The following is a 21,392-nucleotide window of genomic DNA, read 5'->3' on the forward strand; positions in this document are numbered from 1 at the left end:
GCTGTTTTCCTGTCGACGACCGATCATGCCCGTGACTTCCCCCTGGCCCGCCGAGGCCGACCCCTTCCTTTCGCTCCAATCGCTCGACGACCCCGCCGTCATGGCCTGGGTCGAGTCGCAGAACGCACGCACGCGCGCCGCGTGGCAGGGCGGTGCGCGTTTCGAGGCGCTGGAAAAGCGCCTCGCGCAGGCCTACCTGCCTCGCGAGCGGCCCGTGATTCCGAGCCGCTGGCAGGAGTGGGCCTACGACCTCTGGGAGGACGAGGACAATCCGAAGGGCCTGTGGCGCCGCGCGCTTTGGGCCGACTGGCGCGCCCACAAGCCGCAATGGCAAACGCTCATCGACTTCGACGCGCTCGGCGCGAAGGAAGGGATGCCCTGGGTGTGCGCTGGCATCGACATCCTCTACCCGGACGGCGACCGCGCGCTGATCCAGCTTTCCGATGGCGGCTCCGACGCGGTCATCGTGCGCGAGTTCGACATCGTGAAGCGCGAATTCGTGGACGATGGCTTCGCCATTGCGAAGGAAGGCAAGCACATCATTTCGTGGATCGATCGCGATACCGTGTACCTCGGATGGGACGCGGGCGGTAAAAGCGGCAAGAAGATGCTCACGCGCTCGGGCTACCCGCGCGAGGTGCGCCGCTGGGCGCGCGGCACGGCGCTCGCGGACGCACCTGTGGTGTTCAGCGGCGACTTCGACGACATCAGCGTGGAGGGCGACTACGATCCGGTCGAAAAGCGCCACGACGTGGTGCGCAGCGTCGACTTCTTCGATTCCTATACCTACCGTCTGAATGAGCGCGGCGACTGGCAGGTGTACGACGTGCCCACACACGTCTCGGTGGGCGCGTGGCATGGCTGGCTGCTGCTCGAACCGCGGCTCGACTGGACCGTTGCAGGCATGACGTACAAGGGCGGCGCGTTGCTCGTGATTCGCGAGGATGCTTTCCTCGCGGGCGACCGCACGTTCACGGCGCTCTTCACGCCAACGCCCGTTACGTCGGCATGCGACTGGACCAATACGCTCAACGCCTTGATCGTCTCCTGGCTTGACGATGTGGAGAGCCGCACGATGCTCTGGCAGCCGCGGCAGGAGAATGGCGCGTGGCGCTGGGAGTCGCGCGTGTTTCCCACGCGCGCGAGTTCGCAGGTGGATGTCTCGCCTATCGAAGACACGCTCAACGACGAGGTTTTCGTCGACGTCGACGATTACCTGCTGCCGCCCGAATACTGGCTCGCGGATCTCGCGCAAGCCGATCTTCAGCAGTGGGAATTGCTCGACCGCTGGCCCACGCAGTTCGATTCGGGGCCGCTCACGGTCATCCGCTCGCACGCGCGCTCGGCCGACGGCACGAGCGTACCGTTCACCGTGATCGGCCCGAAGGCCGTACTGGAAGGCGATTCACGCAAAGCGTCGCCGTGCCTGCTCACGGGCTACGGGGGCTTCGCGATCGCGCTCACGCCGCAATATCTCGTGGGTTCCGGCATCGGCTGGCTGGAGCAGGGCGGTGTTGTGGCGATCGCGCACATTCGCGGCGGTGGCGAGTATGGCACCGCCTGGCACGTAGAGGCGCAGCGCGAGCATCGCCAGCGCTCGTTCGACGACTTCATCGCGGTGGCCGAGAAGTTGATCGCCGATGGCTATTCGAGCGCGGCGCAACTGGGCATCAAGGGCGGCAGTAACGGCGGGCTGCTCGTGGGCGCGTGCATGGTGCAGCGCCCCGAGTTGTTCGGCGCCGTAGTGTGCGAGGTGCCGTTGCTCGATATGCAGCGTTACCCGCTGCTGCATGCGGGCGCGTCGTGGATCGACGAATATGGCGATCCTGAGGATGCCGAAGAATCGCGCGCGCTCGCCGCTTACTCGCCTTACCACCATGTGAAGCCCGGCGTTGCGTATCCGCCGTCGCTGTTCACCACTTCGACGAGCGACGACCGCGTGCACCCCTCGCACGCGCGCAAGATGGTCGCGCGCATGGAGAAGCAGGGGCACGCGAACGTCTGGTATCTGGAGAACACCGAGGGCGGTCACGGCCCCGGCAGCGATTCGCTCGAGCGCGCGGAGTATGACGCGCTCGTCTATCGCTTTCTGTGGACCACGCTGGCGGGAAGCTGGTAAGGCGGGCGTTCAGCCGGCAACATCGAGCGTAGCGATGACCGGCGTGTGATCCGAAGGCTGTTCCCACTTGCGCGGCACCTTGTCCACTTCACATGCGGTGAGGTGCGCCGCGAGCGCGGGCGAAAGCAGGATGTGATCGATGCGCAAGCCCGCGTTGCGGCGAAACGCGAACATACGGTAGTCCCACCACGTGAAGAGCTTTTCGGGCTGCTCGAACTGGCGGAACGCATCGACGAAGCCCAGTTCGATCAGCCGGCGGAACTGCGCGCGTTCTTCGGGCGAGACGAGGTTCTGGCCTTCCCAGGCCTTCGGATCGTGCACGTCGCGATCTTCGGGCGCGATGTTGTAGTCGCCGAGCAGCGCGAGCTTCGGGTAGCGCTGCATCTCCTGCGCAAGCCAGTCGTGCATGGCGTCGAGCCATTGCAGCTTATAAGCGAACTTCTCGGTGCCCGGCGCCTGGCCGTTAGGGAAATACGCGCTCACCACACGCACGTCGCCGATGGTCGTGGCGATCACGCGCTGCTGCGGATCGTCGAAGCCAGGAATATTGCGCACGACCGTGGCTTCGTCGACGAAGAGGCCTTCGCGCACGAGAATGCCCACGCCGTTATAGGTCTTCTGGCCCGCGAACCAGCTGCGATAGCCGTGCGCCTCGAGTTCGGCGCGGGGGAATTTGTCGTCGGTGAGCTTCAGTTCCTGGAGGCAGAGCACGTCGGTCTTGCTCTCGTTGAGCCAGTCGATCACGTGCTGCAGACGGACCTTGAGGGAGTTGACGTTCCACGTTGCGATTTTCATGTGAGGCTCGATAGGGTGTGCTCGCTGACCAGCGGCGCAAGGCGGTTAAGCGCGCACCACCTGGGCGATGCGCGCGCGACGCGCCATTATCGCCTGCTTCGCGCGGCAGGCGGGCGCCGCGTCGCCAATCCGCCTGCCACAGCAGCAGATCGACGCTCTGGTCGCGAGGCCAAAGGCTTACCGGGAAAACCTAGGAAAGTGTCGATTGATGCGGATGGCGCGTGACAGTATATTGAACTACGTGTCGCAGCAATCGGGCGGTGGCGCTGTGATGTGGCGATGACGTCGACGAAACGAGCCACAAACGAAACGTGCGGCCACCGGGCGGCCGCCTTGTTCGCATGGAGGGAGACAATGGCAGATGTGAAGGTGCAGTTTCTTTTTGATTTTGGCAGTCCTAACGCTTACCTGAGCCACAAGGTGATCGGCGGCATCGAGGCGCGCCAGCAGGTGCGATTCGAATACGTGCCAGTCCTGTTAGGCGGCCTCTTCAAGCTGAGCGGCAATCGCTCGCCGGGCGAGGCATTCGCGGGCATCGAAAACAAGCAGAAGTTCATGATGCTCGAGATGCGGCGCTTCATCGAGCGGCATGGACTCACGGCTTATCGGCGCAATCCGCACTTTCCGGTGAATACACTGCAAATCATGCGCGGCGCGATTGCGGCGCAGCGCAATGGCACGTTCGAGCGCTATGTCGACCGCATGTTCGCGCACATGTGGGAAGAGGGCCGCAAGATGGACGACGCTGCCGTGATCCGCGCAGCGCTAGAGTCGGATGGCCTCGACGCCACGGCGTTTGAAACGGCGATTCAGGACGCCGATGTGAAAGCCGCGCTGCTGGCGAACACGCAGGCGGCGTTCGAGCGCGGCGCGTTCGGCTCGCCAACGTTCTTCGTCGGCGATGAAATGTACTTCGGCAAGGATCAGTTGCGCGATGTCGAAGAGGAAATCGCGCGCGTGCAGTCGCGCACCTGAGGCGCGCGCATCATAAGGAAGCGAGGCGGGCGCGGCATGATCGCTCCCGCCTCGCGTCGCGCGTCAAAGCGCGGCTTGCTCCTCGGCTTGCGGTGCGCCGACCACGCCCAGACGCACGCGCGCTGCCTCGTACTCGCGCTTCAAACGCGCGATGAGTTCGGCGGCCGGCACGACGCTCTTCACCGCGCCGATGCCCTGGCCCGAGCCCCAAATGTCCTTCCACGGCTTCACGCGCGTCGAGCCGAAATTCATCGCCGACGGATCCGACTGCGGCAGCGCCTCAGGATCGAGGCCGCTCGCGACGATGCTCTGGCGCAGATAGTTGCCGTGCACGCCCGTGAAGAGATTCGAGTAGACGATATCGCCGGCGGCGCCGTCGACGATCATCTGCTTGTAGGCGTCGACGGCATTCGCTTCATGCGTGGCGATGAACGCCGAGCCGATATAGGCGAGGTCCGCGCCTGCCGCTTGCGCCGCGAGAACCGCGTTGCCGTTGCCGATCGCGCCCGAAAGCAGCAGGGGGCCGTCGAACCATTCGCGAATCTCGTGGATCAGCGCGAACGGCGAGAGCGTGCCCGCATGGCCGCCGGCACCGGCGGCCACGGCGATCAGGCCGTCCGCGCCTTTTTCGATCGCCTTCTTCGCGAACGTGTTGTTGATGACGTCGTGCAGCACGATGCCGCCCCATGCGTGAATGGCATGGTTGACTTCTTCGCGCGCGCCGAGCGATGTAATGACGATCGGCACCTTGTATTGCGCACACACACCGAGGTCGTGCTCGAGGCGGTCATTCGACTTGTGCACGATCTGGTTCACGGCGAAGGGCGCAGCCGGCGCGTCCGGGTGCTTCGCGTTGTACTCGGCGAGTTCGGTGGTAATGCGGTCCAGCCATTCGCCGAGCACGTGCTCGGGCCGCGCGTTGAGCGCGGGGAACGAGCCGACGACGCCCGCCTTGCACTGGGCGATCACGAGATCGGGATTCGAAATGATGAAGAGCGGCGAGCCGACGACCGGAATCGACAGGCCGCGGCGCAGCACGGCGGGCAGGGACATCCATATCTCCTTGACTGGGGCGGCGGCCGGGTGAGGCTGCCGTCGCGTGATTTGTTGCGTCACTCGTTGCGCCGGCGTAGGAGCCGGCTGGCAGGCTTAAACATAGCAAAGCCGTCGAAACTATGCAACCAGTTGCATAGTGGAAGAATTCGATCCGCAACAGATTCAGTGTCAGATGAGGCGTGGTTTAGAATCGCCGCATGTCGACGCCGCACGCCATCCTCATCGCCTTGCTGGAAAAGCCCTCGTCGGGCTACGATCTCGCGCGCCGCTTCGATCGCGCGATCGGCTACTTCTGGCACGCCACGCATCAGCAGATCTATCGCGAACTGGGCCGCATGGTCGAGGCGGGGTGGGTGTCGGTCATCGAGGACGAGTCGGCCGCGGCGTCGCGCAAGAAGGTGTACTGCGTGTTGCCGGTGGGGCGCGATGAGGTGGCGCGTTGGGTGCGCGAGACAGCGCTCGACCTCGACTCTCGCAATGTGTTCCTGCTCAAGCTGCGCGCCGATGCCGTGATCGGGCCACTCGGCCTCGCCGCGGAACTCGCGAGGCTCATCGCAGAAAATCGCGCGCGGCTCGCGACTTATCAGGAGATCGAGCAACGCGATTTCAGCGCAGCCTCGCTCACGCGCGGGCAGCAGTTGCAGTATGCGATCCTCAAGGCGGGCATTCATACGCAGGAGATGTGGCTTGCCTGGGCGCAAGAGGTGCAGCCGCTGGTGGAGTCTGCGCAGGCGTAGTGAAATTTGCCTGGGAATCCGAAGTAATGCTCGTGTCGCAGATTGGCTGCTTGACGGTGCCCGAACGCGTGATGTTTCAGTCGCGTGAAAAAGATGTTTGACGAAATGATCTTGGTGCCTTATACTTCTTTTCTCTGACGGACGCGGGGTGGAGCAGTCTGGCAGCTCGTCGGGCTCATAACCCGAAGGTCGTAGGTTCAAATCCTACCCCCGCAACCAAACGTCTTAAGCAGCAAGGCCCTGTGCCAGTCAATGAACCCGCTTCTAGCGGGTTTTTTGTTTTCTGCGTCTGTCTTTTCAAGCGTGTCGGGTCGATTCAGCACCCATCCATCGTCACTGCGCATCGCATCGTGGTGGCCTTATCCAATATTCATGCACTCCTGAAGCCCCACAAACGTTGCATCGCCTCCAGCTAATCTAGTAATTAGCGGCAACGTCAAGAATTGCCAGGCGCGTCAACAACCGGAATCCATAGACGTTAGTTCGGCACGGCTGCCGTTGCCATGTCGGCACGGTCGTCGTTGCTGGCTAACGTCTTGGGATGCGAGCGCATCCCGCTATTTTCCGGAGCAAACACATGAAGCGTTTTTCCCTCATTGCCGCATCGGCAGGTCTTGCACTGTGCTGCGTCGCAACCGCATTTGCCGCGCCGTCCCAGTACCCGAATCTCGAAGCTGCGCAACAGCTGATCGATCAGAGCGGCTCGCATATCGAGGCTGCGCGCAAGGATCATCACGACCAGTTTGGCGGCCACGCAGAGCGCGCCTTGCAACTGCTGCAGCAGGCCAAGGACGAACTGCGCGAGGCGGCCGTTTACAACGAGCGCCATCGCTAAGCGTTCGTCTAGCCTTCAATCGCCCAATCCACCGCGGCCTGCGCGTGCAGTGCCGTGGTGTCGAACACCAGCAGTGCCGAATCCTTCTGCCCGATCAGCAGCGTGATTTCCGTGCAACCGAGAATGACGGCCTGGGCGCCGCGCGCGGCGAGGTCTTCGATCACGCGCTGATACACGCCGCGCGATTGAGCATCCACTTTGCCGTGGCACAACTCGTCGTAGATGATGCGGTGGACATCTGCACGATCGCCTTCGTTCGGCACGATCGCTTCGATGCCGTGCGCCTCGCGCAATCGCCCCACGTAGAAGTCCTGTTCCATCGTATAGCGGGTGCCGAGCAGACCCGCTCGCGTGAAGCCCGCGGCGCGCAGCGCCTGGCCAGTCGGGTCCGCGATATGCAGAAAGGGGATCGAGATCGTCGCCTCGATCGCCGCGCGCACGCGATGCATCGTGTTCGTCGCGAGCAGCACGATGTCGGCGCCACCGCGTTCGAGCTGCTGCGCGGCCTCGGCCATCTGTACGCCTAGTGCGTCCCAGTCACCCGCGCGCTGGAGCGCTTCGACCTGCGCAAAGTCCACCGTCACCATCAGACTGCGCGCGTTGTGATGACCGCCCAGACGCGCCTTCGCGTGCCGGTTCAGCAGCCGGTAATACTCGGCCGACGATTCCCAACTCATCCCCCCAATCACGCCGATTGTTTTCATCGATACGTTCCTCGCTCTCGTGCACGGTTCAGTCCGCACGAGTATAGGCCCGCGCAGTCAGCAGTCCAGAGACGCTATGGCCGATCCGAAGCGGTACGGCAGCAGATAAAGGGCACGGACACTTGTCTTGAAAATAGTACTGTGTTTTTGTACAGTATCGAGACCGTGAACGCGCCTTCTACTGACCTCGCGCGGCTGGCTCCGCCCGATGCGGGACCATCCGCCGCCGCACTTGCCGCCGCCGCTCGCAAGATCATCCCTTGCGATTGCGACTGCTTCTACGCGTCGGTCGAAATGCGCGACGACCCCTCGTTGCGCGGGCGTCCGCTCGCGGTCGGCGGTCGGCCGGACCAGCGCGGCGTAATCGCCACCTGCAACTACGAGGCGCGGCGCTTCGGCATTCATTCGGCGATGTCGTCGGCGCTCGCCATGCGCAAGTGTCCCGACCTGTTGATCCTGCCTGCGGCGATGGAGAAGTACCGCATCGCCTCGCGCCAGATCATGGCGATCTATCGCGACTACACGCCCGATGTCGAACCGCTCTCGCTCGACGAAGCCTATCTCGACGTGTCGCGCGCCACGCGTCACAAGGGCAGCGCCACGCTGATCGCCGAGGAAATTCGCGCGCGCGTGCGCGAAACCGTGGGCGTGACGGTATCGGCCGGTGTGGCGCCGAACAAGTTCATCGCCAAGATCGCCTCGGACTGGAACAAGCCCGATGGCCTCTTTGTCGTGCGTCCGCATGAAGTCGATGCCTTAGTCGCTGCGCTGCCTGTGCGCAAGATTCACGGCGTAGGCAAGGTCACGGCGACGAAGCTCGAAAGCCTCGGGCTCACCACCTGCGCGCAACTGCGTACGTGGTCGCTGTTCGATCTGCATCGGCATTTCGGCGTGTTCGGCAAGCGGCTCTACGAATTCGCGCGTGGCATGGACGAGCGTCGCGTGCGCGCCGATCAGGAGCGCAAGTCGGTGAGCGTCGAGACGACCTACGTGAACGATCTGCTCACGCTCGAAGCGTGTGGCGAGGAACTCAGGCGTCTTGCGGTGCAACTCGACGCGCGCATCGAGCGCGCGGGCTGCGCGCACGCAATACGCAAGCTCTTCGTGAAGATCCGCTTCGCGAACTTCCAGCGTACGACGGTCGAATGCGTGGCCGATGCCGCCGACCTGCGCACCATGCTCCTGATGCTCGAAAGGGGGCTCACGCGGCGCAAGCTGGCGGTGCGCCTGCTCGGCGTGGGTGTGCGGCTCGAAGAGGAGAACCCGGGCTCGCGCGGTCAGTTCGCGCTCTTCGACGACGATCCAGCGGAAGACGATGGCCAGATCGTGCAGGTGTGACGCCTTGGCGTGGACGCGTGCCGCGCCGCTGGCGGCGCTATTCTGGCGCCGATAGAATCGACTCAGTCCAGAACGATAGCGCCACGCCACCACGCCAGAACAAGGAGCCGCAGATGGACCTGATCATTCGCCGCGCGGTGCTCGCGCATGCGCATCCTGCCGGGTATCCCACGATGGATATCGGCATCGAGGCGGGGCGCATCACCGCTGTGGAACCGCATCTTGCGACGACGGCGCGCGAGGAGATCGATGCCGAGGGCGCGCTCGTGAGTGCGCCGTTCGTCGACGCGCATTTCCACATGGACGCCACGCTCTCGTACGGCCTGCCGCGCGTGAACGCGTCGGGCACGCTGCTGGAGGGCATTGCGCTGTGGGGCGAGCTCAAGCCGCATCTGACGCAGGAGGCGCTCGTCGAGCGCGCGCTTCAGTATTGCGACTGGGCCGTTGCGCGCGGGCTGCTTGCGATCCGCTCGCACGTCGACGTGTGCGACGCGCGGCTGCTTGCGGTCGAAGCGCTGCTCGAAGTGAAGCGCCGGGTCGCGCCGTATCTCGATCTGCATCTCGTGGCGTTTCCGCAGGATGGCGTCTTGCGCAGCCCCGGCGCATTCGACAATCTCAAGCGCGCGATCGCGATGGGTGTGGACGTGGTGGGCGGCATTCCCCACTTCGAACGCACGATGGCGGACGGTGCCGAATCGGTGCGCCTGCTCTGCGAGTTCGCTGCCGAAAAGGGCCTGCGCGTGGACATGCATTGCGACGAATCCGACGACCCGCTTTCGCGCCACATCGAAACGCTCGCGGCGCACACGCATCGCCTCGGCATGCACGGGCGTGTGGCCGGCTCGCATCTCACGTCGATGCATTCGATGGACAACTACTACGTGAGCAAGCTGATTCCGCTCATGCGCGAATCCGGCGTCGCCGCGATTGCGAATCCGCTCATCAACATCACGCTGCAAGGGCGCTCCGATACCTACCCGAAGCGCCGCGGCATGACGCGCGTGCCCGAACTCATGGCGGCGGGCGTGACGGTTGCGTTCGGCCACGATTGCGTGATGGACCCGTGGTACAGCTTCGGCTCGGGCGATATGCTCGAAGTCGCGCACATGGGACTGCACGTCGCGCAGATGACAGGCACCGACGCCTCGCGTGCCTGCTTCGACGCGGTGACCGTGAATGCCGCGGCGATCCTCGGCCTCGAAGGTTATGGTGTGGCGCCCGGTTGCGCGGCGAACCTCGTGGTGCTCGACGCGTGCGATCCCATCGAGGCGATCCGGCTGCGCGCGGCGCGGCTCGCGGTTGTGAGCCGGGGCAGGGTGGTGAGCCGGCAACCCGCGCAACGTGCGGCGCTCTCGCTCGAAGGGCGGCCGGAGAGCGTCGATTTCAAGTTGCATCGATAAAACGCGAGGCAATAAAAAACCGCGCATGGGCAGCACACCCACGCGCGGTTTGAATTCGGATCGCTTACGAGCGAGTCATGGGGTCATGACTGTGCCGGCGGCTGCTCCATGCCGTTGTGACGCAGCAGTGCGTCGATGTTCGGCTCGCGGCCGCGGAAGGCCTTGAACGACTCCATCGCCGGGCGGCTGCCGCCCACTTCGAGAATTTCCTTGCGGTAGCGCGTGCCGGTCGCTTCGTCGAGCACGCTCGACTTCGCGGCTTGCGCGGCTTCCTCGAAGGCCGCGTAGGCGTCGGCGGAAAGCACCTCGGCCCACTTGTAGCTGTAGTAGCCGGCTGCGTAGCCGCCCGCGAAGATGTGGCTGAACGTGTTCGGCCAACGCGAGAATGAAGCCTGGGGAATCACGTGATAGCGCTCGTTGATCTCGCGCGCCAGGTCGTTCGCGCTCTTGCCCTTCGAAGCGTCGAAGTCGACGTGCAGCGCCATGTCGAACATCGAGAACACGATCTGGCGCAGCGTGCCGAGACCGCTCTGGAAGTTCTTCGCGGCGAGCATCTTGTCGAAGAGTTCGCGCGGCAGCGGCTTGGCGGTTTCGACGTGCGAACTCATCTCGCGCACCACGTCCCATTCCCAGCAGAAGTTCTCCATGAACTGCGAGGGCAGTTCAACGGCGTCCCATTCCACGCCGTTGATGCCCGAGACGCCCAGTTCGTCCACACGCGTGAGCATGTGGTGCAGGCCGTGGCCGAACTCGTGGAAGAGCGTGATGACTTCGTCGTGCGTGAAGCACGCGGGGCGGCCGCCCACCGGGGCCGAGAAGTTGCACGTGAGATACGCGACGGGCGTTTGCACGCCGTTGCCTTCGAGCTTGCGGCGCGAGCGCGCGTCGTCCATCCATGCGCCGCCACGCTTGCGTTCACGCGCGTAGAGGTCGAGATAGAACTGCGCGACGAGCGTGCCGTCCGCGTTTTCCACGCGGAAGAAGCGTACATCGTCGTTCCACACGGGCGCGCTGTCGTCGCGGATGCGCACGCCGAACAGCGTTTCCGTGACCTTGAACAGGCCTTGCAGCACGAAGTCTTCCGGGAAGTACTGCTTCACCTCGTTCTCCGAGAACGAGTAGCGCTTCTGGCGCAGGCGCTCGGCGGCGAACGCCATGTCCCACGGTTCGATCTGCGCGAGGCCCAGTTCGCTCGCGGCAAATTCGCGCAGTTCTTCCCAGTCTTTTTCGGCGTGCGGGCGTGCGCGCGTGGCGAGGTCTTCGAGGAAGCTCATCACCTGAGCCGGCGTTTCCGCCATCTTCGGTGTGAGCGAGACTTCGGCGAAGTTGTTGTAGCCGAGCATCTTCGCCTCTTCGGCGCGTACCTTCAGTTGCTCTTCGATGATCGCCGTGTTGTCCCATTCGGCCTTGCCGCCGCCGTAGACAGGGCCGAGTTCCGATGCGCGCGTGACGTAGGCGCGGTACATCGTCTCTCGCATCGCGCGGTTTTCCGAGTATTGCAGCACCGGGAAATACGAGGGGAAGTGCAGCGTGAACTTCCAGCCTTCCTTGTTCTCGCGCTCGGCGGCTTCGCGCGCGGCGGCGATCACGTCCTCGGGCAGGCCAACGAGTTCAGCTTCGCTCGTTGCGTAGAACGCGTAGCCATTGGTCGCGTCGAGCACGTGGTCGGAGAACGCTTTGGCGAGCGCGGCCTGGCGCTCCTGCAGTTCGGCGAAACGCGGCTTCTGGTCTTCGGGCAGCTCCGCGCCCGAGAGGCGGAAGTCGCGCAGCGAGTTGTCGAGGATCTTCTTGCGCTCGCCCGAGAGCAGCTCGAACGAGTTGTGATTCGTGATGGCCTTGTACTTCTTGAAGAGTTCGAGATTCTGGCCGACGCTCGACCAGAATTCGGTCACGCGCGGCAGATTCTCGCCGTGGGCGGCACGCAGCTCGGGTGTGTCGGCGACGGCATTCAGGTGACCGACCACGCCCCATGCGCGCGAAAGCGGCTCGCTGACGCGCTCGACCGGCTCGACCACGTCGCTCCATTGCGAGGGCGTCATGGGTTGCGCGGCGCGCTCGACTGCGGCCTTTGCGTTCGCGAGCAGGACGTCCAGCGCGGGCGTCACGTGTTCGGGGCGGATTTCGCCAAAGCGCGGCAGGCCGGTGAAATCGAGGAGCGGATTGTCGGAGGGGGTAGTAGCCATGATGCTTCCTGTTCCTGTCTGTCGCGGGTTAGGGGACCGGGGCGCGGCATGCGCGCGCGTGCCCGATACTTTGGTTATTGGGGCGCCAAGTGCGCTTTCCAACCGGGTTATCCGAGCAAATTAACAGATGTGGCGCAACGGCGGCGAAATCCCTGCCCGCGTGGTGCGCGCGGTCGGCGCCGCAAAAAGAAAGCGGCCCTTGTCGGGCCGCTTCGGGGAGGTCATGCCGTGACGCGTGCTCGCGCGGTGCTTACGCTGCTGCCGCGCGCTCCGCCGCTTCGATCGTATTCACGAGCAGCATGGTGATCGTCATCGGGCCGACGCCGCCCGGCACCGGCGTGATGAAGCCGGCCACGTCCTTCAGGCCCGCGAAATCGACGTCGCCGCAGAGCTTGCCGTTGTCGTCGCGGTTCATGCCCACGTCGATCACCGTCGCGCCGGGCTTGATCATGTCGGCGGTCAGCACGTTGCGCTTGCCGACCGCGGCGACCACGATATCGGCGTCGCGCGTGTGCTTCGCGAGGTCGCGCGTCTTGCTGTGGCAGATCGTGACCGTCGCGCCCTTTTCGAGCAGCAGCAGCGCCATCGGCTTGCCGACGATGTTCGAGCGGCCGATCACCACGGCGTTCGCGCCTTCGAGCGGGATCTTGTATTCCTCGAACATCTTCATTACGCCATAGGGCGTGCACGGGCGAAAGAGCGGCTGGCCGGTCATGAGCGCGCCCGCGTTGGCGACGTGAAAGCCGTCCACGTCCTTCTCGGGTGCGATCGCCTCGATGACCTTGTGGCTGTCGATGTGCTTCGGCAGCGGCAACTGCACGAGAATGCCGTTGATCTTCGGGTCGCGGTTCAGTTCGTCGATGCGCTTGAGCAGGTCGGCTTCGGAAAGCGACTCGGGATAGCGGTCGTACGACGAGTAGAGGCCGTTGTCTTCGCAGGCCTTGATCTTGTTGCGCACATAGACTTCGCTCGCCGGGTTGTCGCCGACCAGCACGACGGCGAGTCCTGGCTGATGGCCGCGGGCGGTGAGGGCGGCGGCGCGCGTGGCGACGTCGGCGCGCAGTTTCTTTGAGAGGGCGTTGCCGTCGATGAGGGTGGCAGTCATGGTCGGTCGGGGTCGAGAGTGGGCAATGCGGGCTCGTGTGGGCGCGAGCGCTGGCGCGCGTGGGGCGGGCGCCATTCAAAGGCCGACATTATACCCGCGCGACCGGCAGGCTCCGGCCGGAACGGACGATGGGCGAGGGAAGCGGGTCGCGGCGAGACACCGCGGGCTGCATGCACGCACCGTGGCGCGCGCGCATGCAGCCCGGGAAAGACGCGCTTACTGCTGCGCCTGTTGCGGCTTGTTGGAGAGCGCGAGACGCAGCAGGTCGGCGACCGTGTTGACGTTGAGCTTCTCCATGATGTTGGCGCGGTGCGCCTCCACCGTCTTGATGCTGATGCCGAGGTCGTCGGCGATCTGCTTGTTCAGGCGCCCCGCGATGATGCGCTCGAGCACCTGGTGCTCGCGCGCCGTGAGCTTGCCGAGGCGCTCGGCGGCCGCGCGCTGTTGCTGCACATTCGTGCTTTCGTTGCGCGCCTTGTCGAGCATGCGCTCCACGAGCTTGCGCAGTTCGGCTTCGTCGAAGGGTTTCTCGATGAAGTCCATCGCGCCCTTCTTCATGGTCGAGACGGCCATCGGCACGTCGCCGTGGCCGGTCACGAAGATGGTCGGCAGCGCGGCGTTTTCTGCGATCAGACGTTCCTGCAGTTCGAGGCCGCTCATGCCCGACATACGCACGTCGAGAATCAGGCAGGCGATCTGGCCGGCCTGTTGCGCCGGCTGGTAGGCCTCGAGGAACTCCTCCGCGCTATTGAAACACTGAACGCGGTAGCCGTTCGCTTCGAGGAGCCATCGCAGGGAGTCTCGTACGGCCTCGTCGTCATCGACAACAAAGACGGTTTCCTGGGTGGTGACTGGGCTGTTCATGGCTCTCCCGTAACGGTTTGTGGAGTCGGTTCGTCGGTGTTCCGCGAGGGGGTGTCCGATTCGCCGATGGGCAGACTGCAATGGAACGTTGCGCCGCTGATGTGGCCGTCGGATTCGACGTTGTTGACCACCCAGAGACGCCCGCGGTGCGATTCAATGATGGAACGGCAGATGTTCAGGCCCATGCCCATGCCGTCCGACTTGGTGCTGTAAAAGGGTTCGAAAAGGCGCTCGGCCGTGGCTTCGTCCACGCCCGGGCCCTGATCGACGACGCTGATGCACACGTTGCCGCCTTCGCGCTTCACGATCACGCGGATCACCGGGTCGATCGCATTCGGGCGCGCTTCAGCCATGGCTTCTGCTGCGTTCTTCAGCAGATTGACGAGCACCTGTTCGATCAGCACCGGATCGACGTAGATCACGGGCATGCGCGAACGCATGTCGGTCACGATGCGGATGCGGCGCTTGCGCGCCTCGATTTCGGCGAGACCCACCGCGTCGGCGACGATGTCGGCTACGCGCGCGGCCTGGCGCTTCGGTTCGGAGCGCTTCACGAATTCGCGGATGCGCTTGATGATCATGCCGGCGCGCACGGCCTGCTGCGCCGTTTTCTCGAGCGCGGGCAACAGGTTCTCGGGCGCGCCGCGGCCCGACTTCACGAGCGCCACCGTGCCCGAAGCATAGTTGTTGATCGCGGCGAGCGGCTGGTTCAGTTCGTGCGCGAGCGACGAGGCCATTTCGCCCATCGTCATCAGGCGGCTCGTGAACTGGAGCTTTTCGTCCTGCTGGCGGGCGAGTTCCTGCGCCTGCTTGCGCGTGGTGATGTCGGTCGCGATCTGCATCTGCGCGAGATGGCCGTCCACCCACTGGATGTACTGGCGGCGCACTTCGAACCACTTCTGGATGCTCTCGACGTACACCTCCTGAGCGTCCGCGGTGCTCTCGGTGAGCGCGGTGGCGGGCAGGCCGGCGAAGGCGTCGACCATGTCGATCGAGTCCGAGGAGGCGCTGGCCGAATCGAAGCCGCCGCCGCCCGCGAGTTCCAGGTGGCCGTCCGGACGGATGCCGAACAAGTGGCGGTAGTAGCGGTTCGCAAACAACAGTTCGGCTTCGTCGGCGGCGAGCACCGAGACGGCGGCGTCGAGGCTTTCCAGCACCGTGGTGAAGCGCTCGTGCGCGGCGGCGAGTTCTTCGCGCGCGCGCTTGGGCTCGGTGATGTCGGTCATCGACGACATCCAGCCGGTCTGGCGGCCCGAGCTGTCGATGAGCGGCGAGACATAAAGGCGCGCGTGGAATTGCGAGCCGTCCTTGCGGCGCACGCGCAATTCGAAGCCCGAGGAGGGCGCCTTGCCGCGCAGCGTCATGTCGAGCTGGCGCTGCATTTCGGGGTAGGCGTCGCGTGGCCAGTAGGGGAACGGTGCGTTCTTGCCCACGAGGTCGCTCTCGTCCCAGCCGGTCATGCGGCAGAACGCCGGGTTCACGTGCGTGATGCGCCCATGCATGTCGAGCACACGCATGCCGATCAGCACCGAATTTTCCATGGCGCGGCGGAAGAATGCTTCCGCGTAGAGCGCCTGCTGCGCCTCGAAGCGCTGGCGCGTGTGCTTCCAGAGACTCCAGAGACTCCACAGCACGAAACACGACAGACCGGCGACCAGCCACACGAGCGTGTTGTTCGTGAAGTTGGTCATCTGCGGGTACGAGTACACGCGTACCGAAACGCCCTGGCCCGGCGGATCGAGCGGCAGGTCGTAGTACACGTCGCGCGGCAGGCGCGGACGCGTCGAGGTGGTGGCGAGCTCGCGGTTGTTCGCGTCGAGAATCGAGATCTTGTACTTGGCCGACAGCTCGGGCGGGATGTCGTGCTTCAGGATGCCTTCGACCGAGAACACGGCCGCGATCGAACCAAGAAATTCCCGATCGCGGTATACCGGCGTTTGCAGCGTGATGTAGCCGTTACCGACGTCGTCGTAAATAAGCGGCGAATACACCTGGCGGCGCGTGGCGCGCGCCTCGGCGAACGCGGCCTTCACGGCCTCGTCCATTTGCGCGTCGTTCGGCTTCGCGAGGCGCTGGCCGAATACCGGCATCGCCGTGTTGGGCCAGCGCGGCTCCTCCTGACTCGTGTACCAGTTGAGATAGAGGATCTCGGGATGGCCCTGCATGATGTCCGTGGTGGACGTCTGGAAATACTGCGGATCGCTATGGCCCGCGGCCAGGTCGCGAGCCAGCGCCTGCAGCTGCTCCTGCGCGCCAGTCATGGAAAGCCGGATCTGCTGCTGGGCCCACGCCACGTTGCGGTAGAGCGTGTCTTCCTGCTGCTGTTGCTCGCGGCGGTTCAGGCTCCACAAGATCAGGCTCATGACGATCAAAAACACGAGGATCGACAGGAGCGGCGTCAGCAAATAGGAATTCGACCACCAGGGTCCGTGGTGCCAGCGAGATGGCGACGACTCGCCGGGCGTTCCGGGCGGCCGCGCCGAGCGTGCGAAAAGCCGTTCGGTCAACATGGCAAGGATTGTAGCTCAGCGTAAGACACGGAAATGCCGCGAAAAAAGCCGTAAATCGCCGATAAACGGGTGCAAACTGGCCGTTATCGGCACAGGGGCACGAACGATTAAGCGTGCGCTGCAGCAATTTTTCACATTATAAAATTGCATCTCGCAATTCGAAAATTTTGTTGCGCGATGGCCAGGGGGGTCATTACAATCGCCCCGAAGCTGCTGCGGTTGGCCCGGTCACGTCTTAAGCGTCGCCGCCCGCATGGTCCGATCAACAGCGTTCCCCTACATCCAGGAGACGAGCATGTCCGCTGTACCCGACGAAGTCCTCAAGTACGTTGCCGCCGACAAGGACGAGGATCCCCAGGAAACCGCCGAATGGCTCGAAGCGCTGGATGGCGTCATTTCGACTGTCGGTCCTGATCGCGCCCACTACCTGATCGAAAAGCAGATTGAATTCGCCCGCGTGCACGGCGAGCATCTGCCGTTCTCGGCGAACACGCCGTACATCAACACGATCCCCGTCGCCAACCAGGTGCAGAACCCGGGCGACCAGGACATCGAACACCGCATTCGCTCGTATACGCGCTGGAACGCCATGGCCATGGTGTTGCGTGCGGGCAAGCACACGAACGTGGGCGGCCACATCGCTTCGTTCGCATCGGCGGCCACGCTCTATGACGTCGGCTACAACCACTTCTGGCACGCGCCCTCTGCCGAGCATGGCGGCGACCTCGTGTTCGTGCAGGGCCACTCGTCGCCGGGCGTCTACTCGCGCGCGTTCCTGCTGGGCCGCCTGAGCGAGAACCAGCTCGACAACTTCCGCCAGGAAGTGGGCGGTCAGGGCATCTCGTCGTACCCGCACCCGTGGCTGATGCCGGACTTCTGGCAGTTCCCGACCGTCTCGATGGGCCTCGGCCCGATCATGGCGATCTACCAGGCGCGCTTCATGAAGTACCTGCAGGCGCGCGGCATTGCCAAGACCGATGGCCGCAAGGTCTGGGCCTTCCTCGGCGACGGCGAAACGGACGAACCGGAATCGCTCGGCGCGATCGGCATGGCCGGCCGCGAGCACCTGGATAACCTCGTGTTCGTCATCAACTGCAACCTGCAGCGTCTGGACGGCCCGGTGCGCGGCAACGGCAAGATCATCCAGGAGCTCGAAAGCGAGTTCCGCGGTGCCGGCTGGAACGTCATCAAGGTCATCTGGGGCAGCCGTTGGGATGCCCTCTTCGCACGCGACAAGTCGGGCGCGCTCATGCGCCGCATGATGGAAGTCGTCGACGGCGAATACCAGACGTACAAGTCGGAGTCGGGCGCGTATGTGCGCGAACACTTCTTCAACACGCCTGAACTGAAGGCGCTCGTCGCCGACTGGTCCGACGACGACATCTGGAACCTGAACCGCGGCGGCCACGACCCGCACAAGATCTACGCGGCGTTCCATCAAGCGCAGCACGCGAAGGGTCAGCCGACCCTCATCCTCGCGAAGACGATCAAGGGCTATGGCATGGGCGAAGCCGGCCAGGCCATGAACATCACCCACCAGCAGAAGAAGATGCAGGTGGATCAGCTCAAGAAGTTCCGCGACCAGTTCCGCCTGCCGATCACGGACGAGCAGATCGTCGACGTGCCGTACCTCACGTTCGAGGAAGGTTCGAAGGAACTCGAATACATGCGCCAGAAGCGCATGGATCTCGGCGGTTACCTGCCGGCTCGCCGCCAGAAGGCCGAGTCGCTGCCGGTGCCGGCGCTCGACGCGTTCGAGCCGCTGCTCAAGGGCACGGGCGAAGGCCGCGAGATCTCCACGACGATGGCGTTCGTGCGGATCCTGAACATCCTCTTGAAGGACAAGGCGCTCGGCAAGCGCGTCGTGCCGATCGTGCCGGACGAGTCGCGTACCTTCGGTATGGAAGGTCTGTTCCGCCAGATCGGTATCTGGAATCAGCAGGGCCAGAAGTACGTGCCGGAAGATTCCGACCAGCTGATGTTCTACCGGGAATCGGAAACCGGTCAGATCCTGCAGGAAGGCATCAACGAAGCCGGCGGCATGTGTGACTGGATCGCGGCCGCGACGTCGTACTCGACGCACGGCGAGATCATGATCCCGTTCTACATCTTCTACTCGATGTTCGGCCTCCAGCGTATCGGCGACCTGGTGTGGGCCGCGGGCGACATGCGTTCGCGCGGCTTCCTGCTGGGCGGCACGGCCGGCCGCACGACGCTCAACGGCGAAGGCCTGCAGCACGAAGACGGCCACTCGCTCCTGTGGGCCGCTTCGGTGCCGAACTGCGTGAACTACGACCCGACGTTCGGCTATGAACTCGCGGTCATCATGCAGGACGGCCTGCGCCGCATGGTGCAGAACCAGGAAGACGTGTTCTATTACATCACCGTGATGAACGAGAACTACGAGCACCCGGCAATTCCGCAGGGTGAACACGTGGCGGCCGACATCATCAAGGGCATGTATTCGTTCCGCAAGGCCGACGCGAACGCCAAGGCGCCGCGCGTGCAGCTCATGGGCGCGGGCACGATCTTCAACGAAGTGATCGCCGCGGCCGACCTGCTGAAGAACGACTGGGGCGTCGAAGCCGACCTCTGGAGCGTGCCGAGCTTCACCGAACTCGCCCGCGAAGGTCACGAAGTCGAGCGCTGGAACCTGCTGCACCCGAGCGAGCCGCGCCGCGAATCGCACGTCGAGAAGCTGCTCAAGGACACGCAAGGTCCGATCATCGCTTCGACCGACTACGTGCGTGCGCTGGTCGACCAGATCCGCGGTCTCGTGCCGCGCAAGTTTGTGGTGCTCGGCACCGACGGCTTCGGCCGCTCGGACACGCGCGAAAAGCTGCGTCACTTCTTCGAAGTCGATCGTTACTGGACGACGGTTGCGGCGCTCAACGCGCTGGCTGACGAAGGCAAGATCGAGCGCAAGGTGGTTGGCGAGGCGATCGCCAAGTACAACCTCGATCCGTCCAAACCCAACCCGATGACCGTCTAACCCATCACCCCTGTGCATGGCATGTGCGCCTCCCCGAAGCGGGGAGGCGTGTTGTATGCGGCCCCGGAGACACTAACAATGAGTCAAGCGATCGAAGTCAAGGTGCCGGACATCGGCGATTACAAGGACATTCCTGTAATCGAGGTGCTGGTGAAGGCGGGCGATACCGTCGAAAAAGAGCAGTCCCTCGTCACGCTCGAGTCGGACAAGGCGACCATGGATGTGCCGAGCCCGGCGTCGGGCACGGTCAAGGAAGTGAAGGTCAAGGTCGGCGACAACGTGTCGGAAGGCTCGCTCGTGCTGGTCCTCGACGGCGCGGGCGCCGCCGCGGCTCCCGCTGCCGCGCCTGCCCAGGCACCGGCACCGGCTGCTGCTGCTGCACCGGCGCCCGCCGCTGCCCCGGCTCCGGCCGCTGCACCCGCTGCTGCCGCGAGCGGTGGTGCGCAAAGCGTCAAGGTCCCCGATATCGGCGACTACAAGGACGTGCCCGTCATCGAGATCGGCGTGAAGGTTGGCGATCGCGTCGAGAAGGAGCAGTCGCTCGTTACGCTCGAGTCGGACAAGGCCACGATGGACGTGCCGAGCCCGGTGGCCGGCGTCGTCAAGGAAATCAAGGTCAAGGTCGGCGATAACGTGTCGGAAGGCACCGAGATCGTCATCGTGGAAGCGGAAGGCGCCGCGGCTCCTGCCGCCGCACCCGCGCAGAAGGCGCCGGTCGAACAGCCGTCCGACTCGCCGCAAGCCGCTCCGGCCAAGGCCGCGCCCGCCGCGCCTTCGGCACTCGCGCAGGCGCCGATCATTCCGGCAGGCGAAGGCGGCGCGCGCCGTCCGAGCCACGCTTCGCCTTCCGTGCGCAAGTTCGCGCGCGACCTGGGCGTGGACGTTGGCCGTGTCAGCGGCACGGGTCCCAAGGGCCGCATCACGCAGGACGACGTCACCGCGTTCGTGAAGGGCGTGATGACGGGCGCGCTGGCGGCGCCGGCGGCGGCTGCCGCTCCGGCGGGCGGCGGCGCGGGCCTGAACCTGCTGCCGTGGCCGAAGGTCGACTTCACGAAGTTCGGCCCGATCGACACGCAACCGCTCTCGCGCATCAAGAAGATCTCGGGCGCGAACCTGCACCGCAACTGGGTCATGATCCCGCACGTCACGAACAACGACGAAGCGGACATCACCGACCTCGAAGCGCTGCGCGTGCAACTGAACAAGGAAAACGAGAAGGCGGGCGTGAAGTTCACGATGCTCGCGTTCGTCATCAAGGCCTGCGTCGCCGCGCTCAAGAAGTTCCCGGCGTTCAACGCGAGCCTCGACGGCGACAACCTCGTCTTCAAGCAGTACTACCACATCGGTTTTGCCGCCGACACGCCCAACGGCCTCGTCGTTCCGGTGATCCGCGACGCGGACAAGAAGGGTCTCGTCGACATCGCGAAGGAAATGGCTGAGCTCTCGAAGCTCGCGCGCGAAGGCAAGCTCAAGCCGGACCAGATGCAAGGCGGCTGCTTCTCGATCTCGTCGCTCGGCGGCATCGGCGGCACGCATTTCACGCCGATCATCAACGCACCGGAAGTGGCGATCCTCGGCCTGTCGAAGAGCGCGATGAAGCCGGTGTGGGACGGCAAGCAGTTCGTGCCGCGTCTCACGCTGCCGCTGTCGCTTTCGTACGATCACCGCGTGATCGACGGTGCGGCTGCCGCGCGCTTCAACGCGTACCTCGCTTCGATCCTCGGCGATTTCCGCCGCGTGATTCTGTAAAACCGATCTGACCGGCTCGCGCCGCCGCGC

General features: G+C 64.4%; 15 protein-coding genes and 1 tRNA gene. 9 read left to right on the forward strand and 7 right to left on the reverse strand.

The window, feature by feature from the left end; all coding sequences use genetic code 11:
- Positions 1 to 25 precede the first annotated feature (25 nt).
- Positions 26 to 2,119: a prolyl oligopeptidase family serine peptidase gene (locus tag FAZ97_RS05530; RefSeq protein ID WP_158757548.1), complete on the forward strand. Its 2,094-nt coding sequence runs from the start codon at positions 26 to 28 to the stop codon at positions 2,117 to 2,119.
- A 9-nt stretch (positions 2,120 to 2,128) separates the two neighbouring features.
- Here the strand turns inward: FAZ97_RS05530 and xth are convergent, their stop codons facing one another.
- Complete coding sequence (gene xth / locus FAZ97_RS05535) at positions 2,129 to 2,914, reverse strand: exodeoxyribonuclease III (RefSeq protein ID WP_158757549.1); 786 nt, start codon at positions 2,912 to 2,914, stop codon at positions 2,129 to 2,131.
- 354 nt (positions 2,915 to 3,268) lie between these two features.
- Between xth and FAZ97_RS05540 the strand changes: the two genes are divergently transcribed.
- Complete coding sequence (locus tag FAZ97_RS05540) at positions 3,269 to 3,889, forward strand: 2-hydroxychromene-2-carboxylate isomerase (RefSeq protein WP_158757550.1); 621 nt, start codon at positions 3,269 to 3,271, stop codon at positions 3,887 to 3,889.
- Between the two features lie 63 nt (positions 3,890 to 3,952).
- Here the strand turns inward: FAZ97_RS05540 and FAZ97_RS05545 are convergent, their stop codons facing one another.
- Positions 3,953 to 4,942, reverse strand: coding sequence for an NAD(P)H-dependent flavin oxidoreductase (locus FAZ97_RS05545; protein WP_158757551.1), 990 nt, complete (start codon positions 4,940 to 4,942; stop codon positions 3,953 to 3,955).
- 200 nt (positions 4,943 to 5,142) lie between these two features.
- On the opposite strand from FAZ97_RS05545, the gene FAZ97_RS05550 reads away from it, so the two are divergent.
- The 3 genes from FAZ97_RS05550 to FAZ97_RS05560 all read left to right on the forward strand — a co-directional run bounded on the left by FAZ97_RS05550 (position 5,143) and on the right by FAZ97_RS05560 (position 6,517).
- Positions 5,143 to 5,682 carry a PadR family transcriptional regulator gene (locus tag FAZ97_RS05550; protein WP_158757552.1) on the forward strand — a complete coding sequence of 180 codons (540 nt, stop codon included), beginning with the start codon at positions 5,143 to 5,145 and terminating at the stop codon, positions 5,680 to 5,682.
- A 142-nt stretch (positions 5,683 to 5,824) separates the two neighbouring features.
- Positions 5,825 to 5,901 (forward strand) — tRNA-Met (locus FAZ97_RS05555).
- A 358-nt stretch (positions 5,902 to 6,259) separates the two neighbouring features.
- Positions 6,260 to 6,517, forward strand: a complete 258-nt coding sequence (locus FAZ97_RS05560) for a hypothetical protein (protein ID WP_158757553.1) — start codon at positions 6,260 to 6,262, stop codon at positions 6,515 to 6,517.
- Positions 6,518 to 6,525: 8 nt separating this feature from the next.
- On the opposite strand, the gene FAZ97_RS05565 is transcribed toward FAZ97_RS05560, so the two are convergent.
- Positions 6,526 to 7,221 (reverse strand): aspartate/glutamate racemase family protein, encoded by a 696-nt coding sequence (locus tag FAZ97_RS05565; protein WP_158757554.1) that lies wholly within the window; start codon positions 7,219 to 7,221, stop codon positions 6,526 to 6,528.
- Positions 7,222 to 7,362: 141 nt separating this feature from the next.
- On the opposite strand from FAZ97_RS05565, the gene dinB reads away from it, so the two are divergent.
- Together dinB and FAZ97_RS05575 are read left to right on the forward strand one after the other, a co-directional pair.
- The gene (gene dinB / locus FAZ97_RS05570; protein WP_158757555.1) at positions 7,363 to 8,559 is read left to right on the forward strand and encodes a DNA polymerase IV; all 1,197 of its coding nucleotides are present in this window, start codon (positions 7,363 to 7,365) and stop codon (positions 8,557 to 8,559) included.
- Between the two features lie 113 nt (positions 8,560 to 8,672).
- Positions 8,673 to 9,959, forward strand: coding sequence for an amidohydrolase family protein (locus tag FAZ97_RS05575; RefSeq protein WP_158757556.1), 1,287 nt, complete (start codon positions 8,673 to 8,675; stop codon positions 9,957 to 9,959).
- 83 nt (positions 9,960 to 10,042) lie between these two features.
- Here FAZ97_RS05575 and FAZ97_RS05580 read toward each other — a convergent pair whose 3' ends face one another.
- The 4 genes from FAZ97_RS05580 to fixL all read right to left on the reverse strand — a co-directional run bounded on the left by FAZ97_RS05580 (position 10,043) and on the right by fixL (position 16,621).
- On the reverse strand, positions 10,043 to 12,142 hold the full coding sequence (locus tag FAZ97_RS05580) for a M3 family metallopeptidase (RefSeq protein WP_158757557.1): 2,100 nt from the start codon (positions 12,140 to 12,142) through the stop codon (positions 10,043 to 10,045).
- Positions 12,143 to 12,392: 250 nt separating this feature from the next.
- Entirely contained in the window at positions 12,393 to 13,247 is an 855-nt protein-coding gene (folD, locus tag FAZ97_RS05585; RefSeq protein ID WP_158757558.1) for a bifunctional methylenetetrahydrofolate dehydrogenase/methenyltetrahydrofolate cyclohydrolase FolD, read from the reverse strand.
- Positions 13,248 to 13,463: 216 nt separating this feature from the next.
- Positions 13,464 to 14,111 (reverse strand): oxygen response regulator transcription factor FixJ, encoded by a 648-nt coding sequence (gene fixJ / locus FAZ97_RS05590; protein WP_158757559.1) that lies wholly within the window; start codon positions 14,109 to 14,111, stop codon positions 13,464 to 13,466.
- Positions 14,108 to 16,621: an oxygen sensor histidine kinase FixL gene (gene fixL / locus FAZ97_RS05595; protein WP_158757560.1), complete on the reverse strand. Its 2,514-nt coding sequence runs from the start codon at positions 16,619 to 16,621 to the stop codon at positions 14,108 to 14,110. Before fixL ends, fixJ begins: the two co-directional genes overlap by 4 nt.
- Positions 16,622 to 16,916: 295 nt before the next feature.
- Between fixL and aceE the strand changes: the two genes are divergently transcribed.
- Positions 16,917 to 19,613 carry a pyruvate dehydrogenase (acetyl-transferring), homodimeric type gene (aceE, locus tag FAZ97_RS05600; protein WP_158757561.1) on the forward strand — a complete coding sequence of 899 codons (2,697 nt, stop codon included), beginning with the start codon at positions 16,917 to 16,919 and terminating at the stop codon, positions 19,611 to 19,613.
- A gap of 78 nt (positions 19,614 to 19,691) precedes the next feature.
- Positions 19,692 to 21,362, forward strand: coding sequence for a dihydrolipoyllysine-residue acetyltransferase (gene aceF / locus FAZ97_RS05605; protein WP_158757562.1), 1,671 nt, complete (start codon positions 19,692 to 19,694; stop codon positions 21,360 to 21,362).
- Positions 21,363 to 21,392: the final 30 nt, after the last annotated feature.

The organism is Paraburkholderia acidiphila (assembly GCF_009789655.1).
Lineage (GTDB): Bacteria > Pseudomonadota > Gammaproteobacteria > Burkholderiales > Burkholderiaceae > Paraburkholderia > Paraburkholderia acidiphila.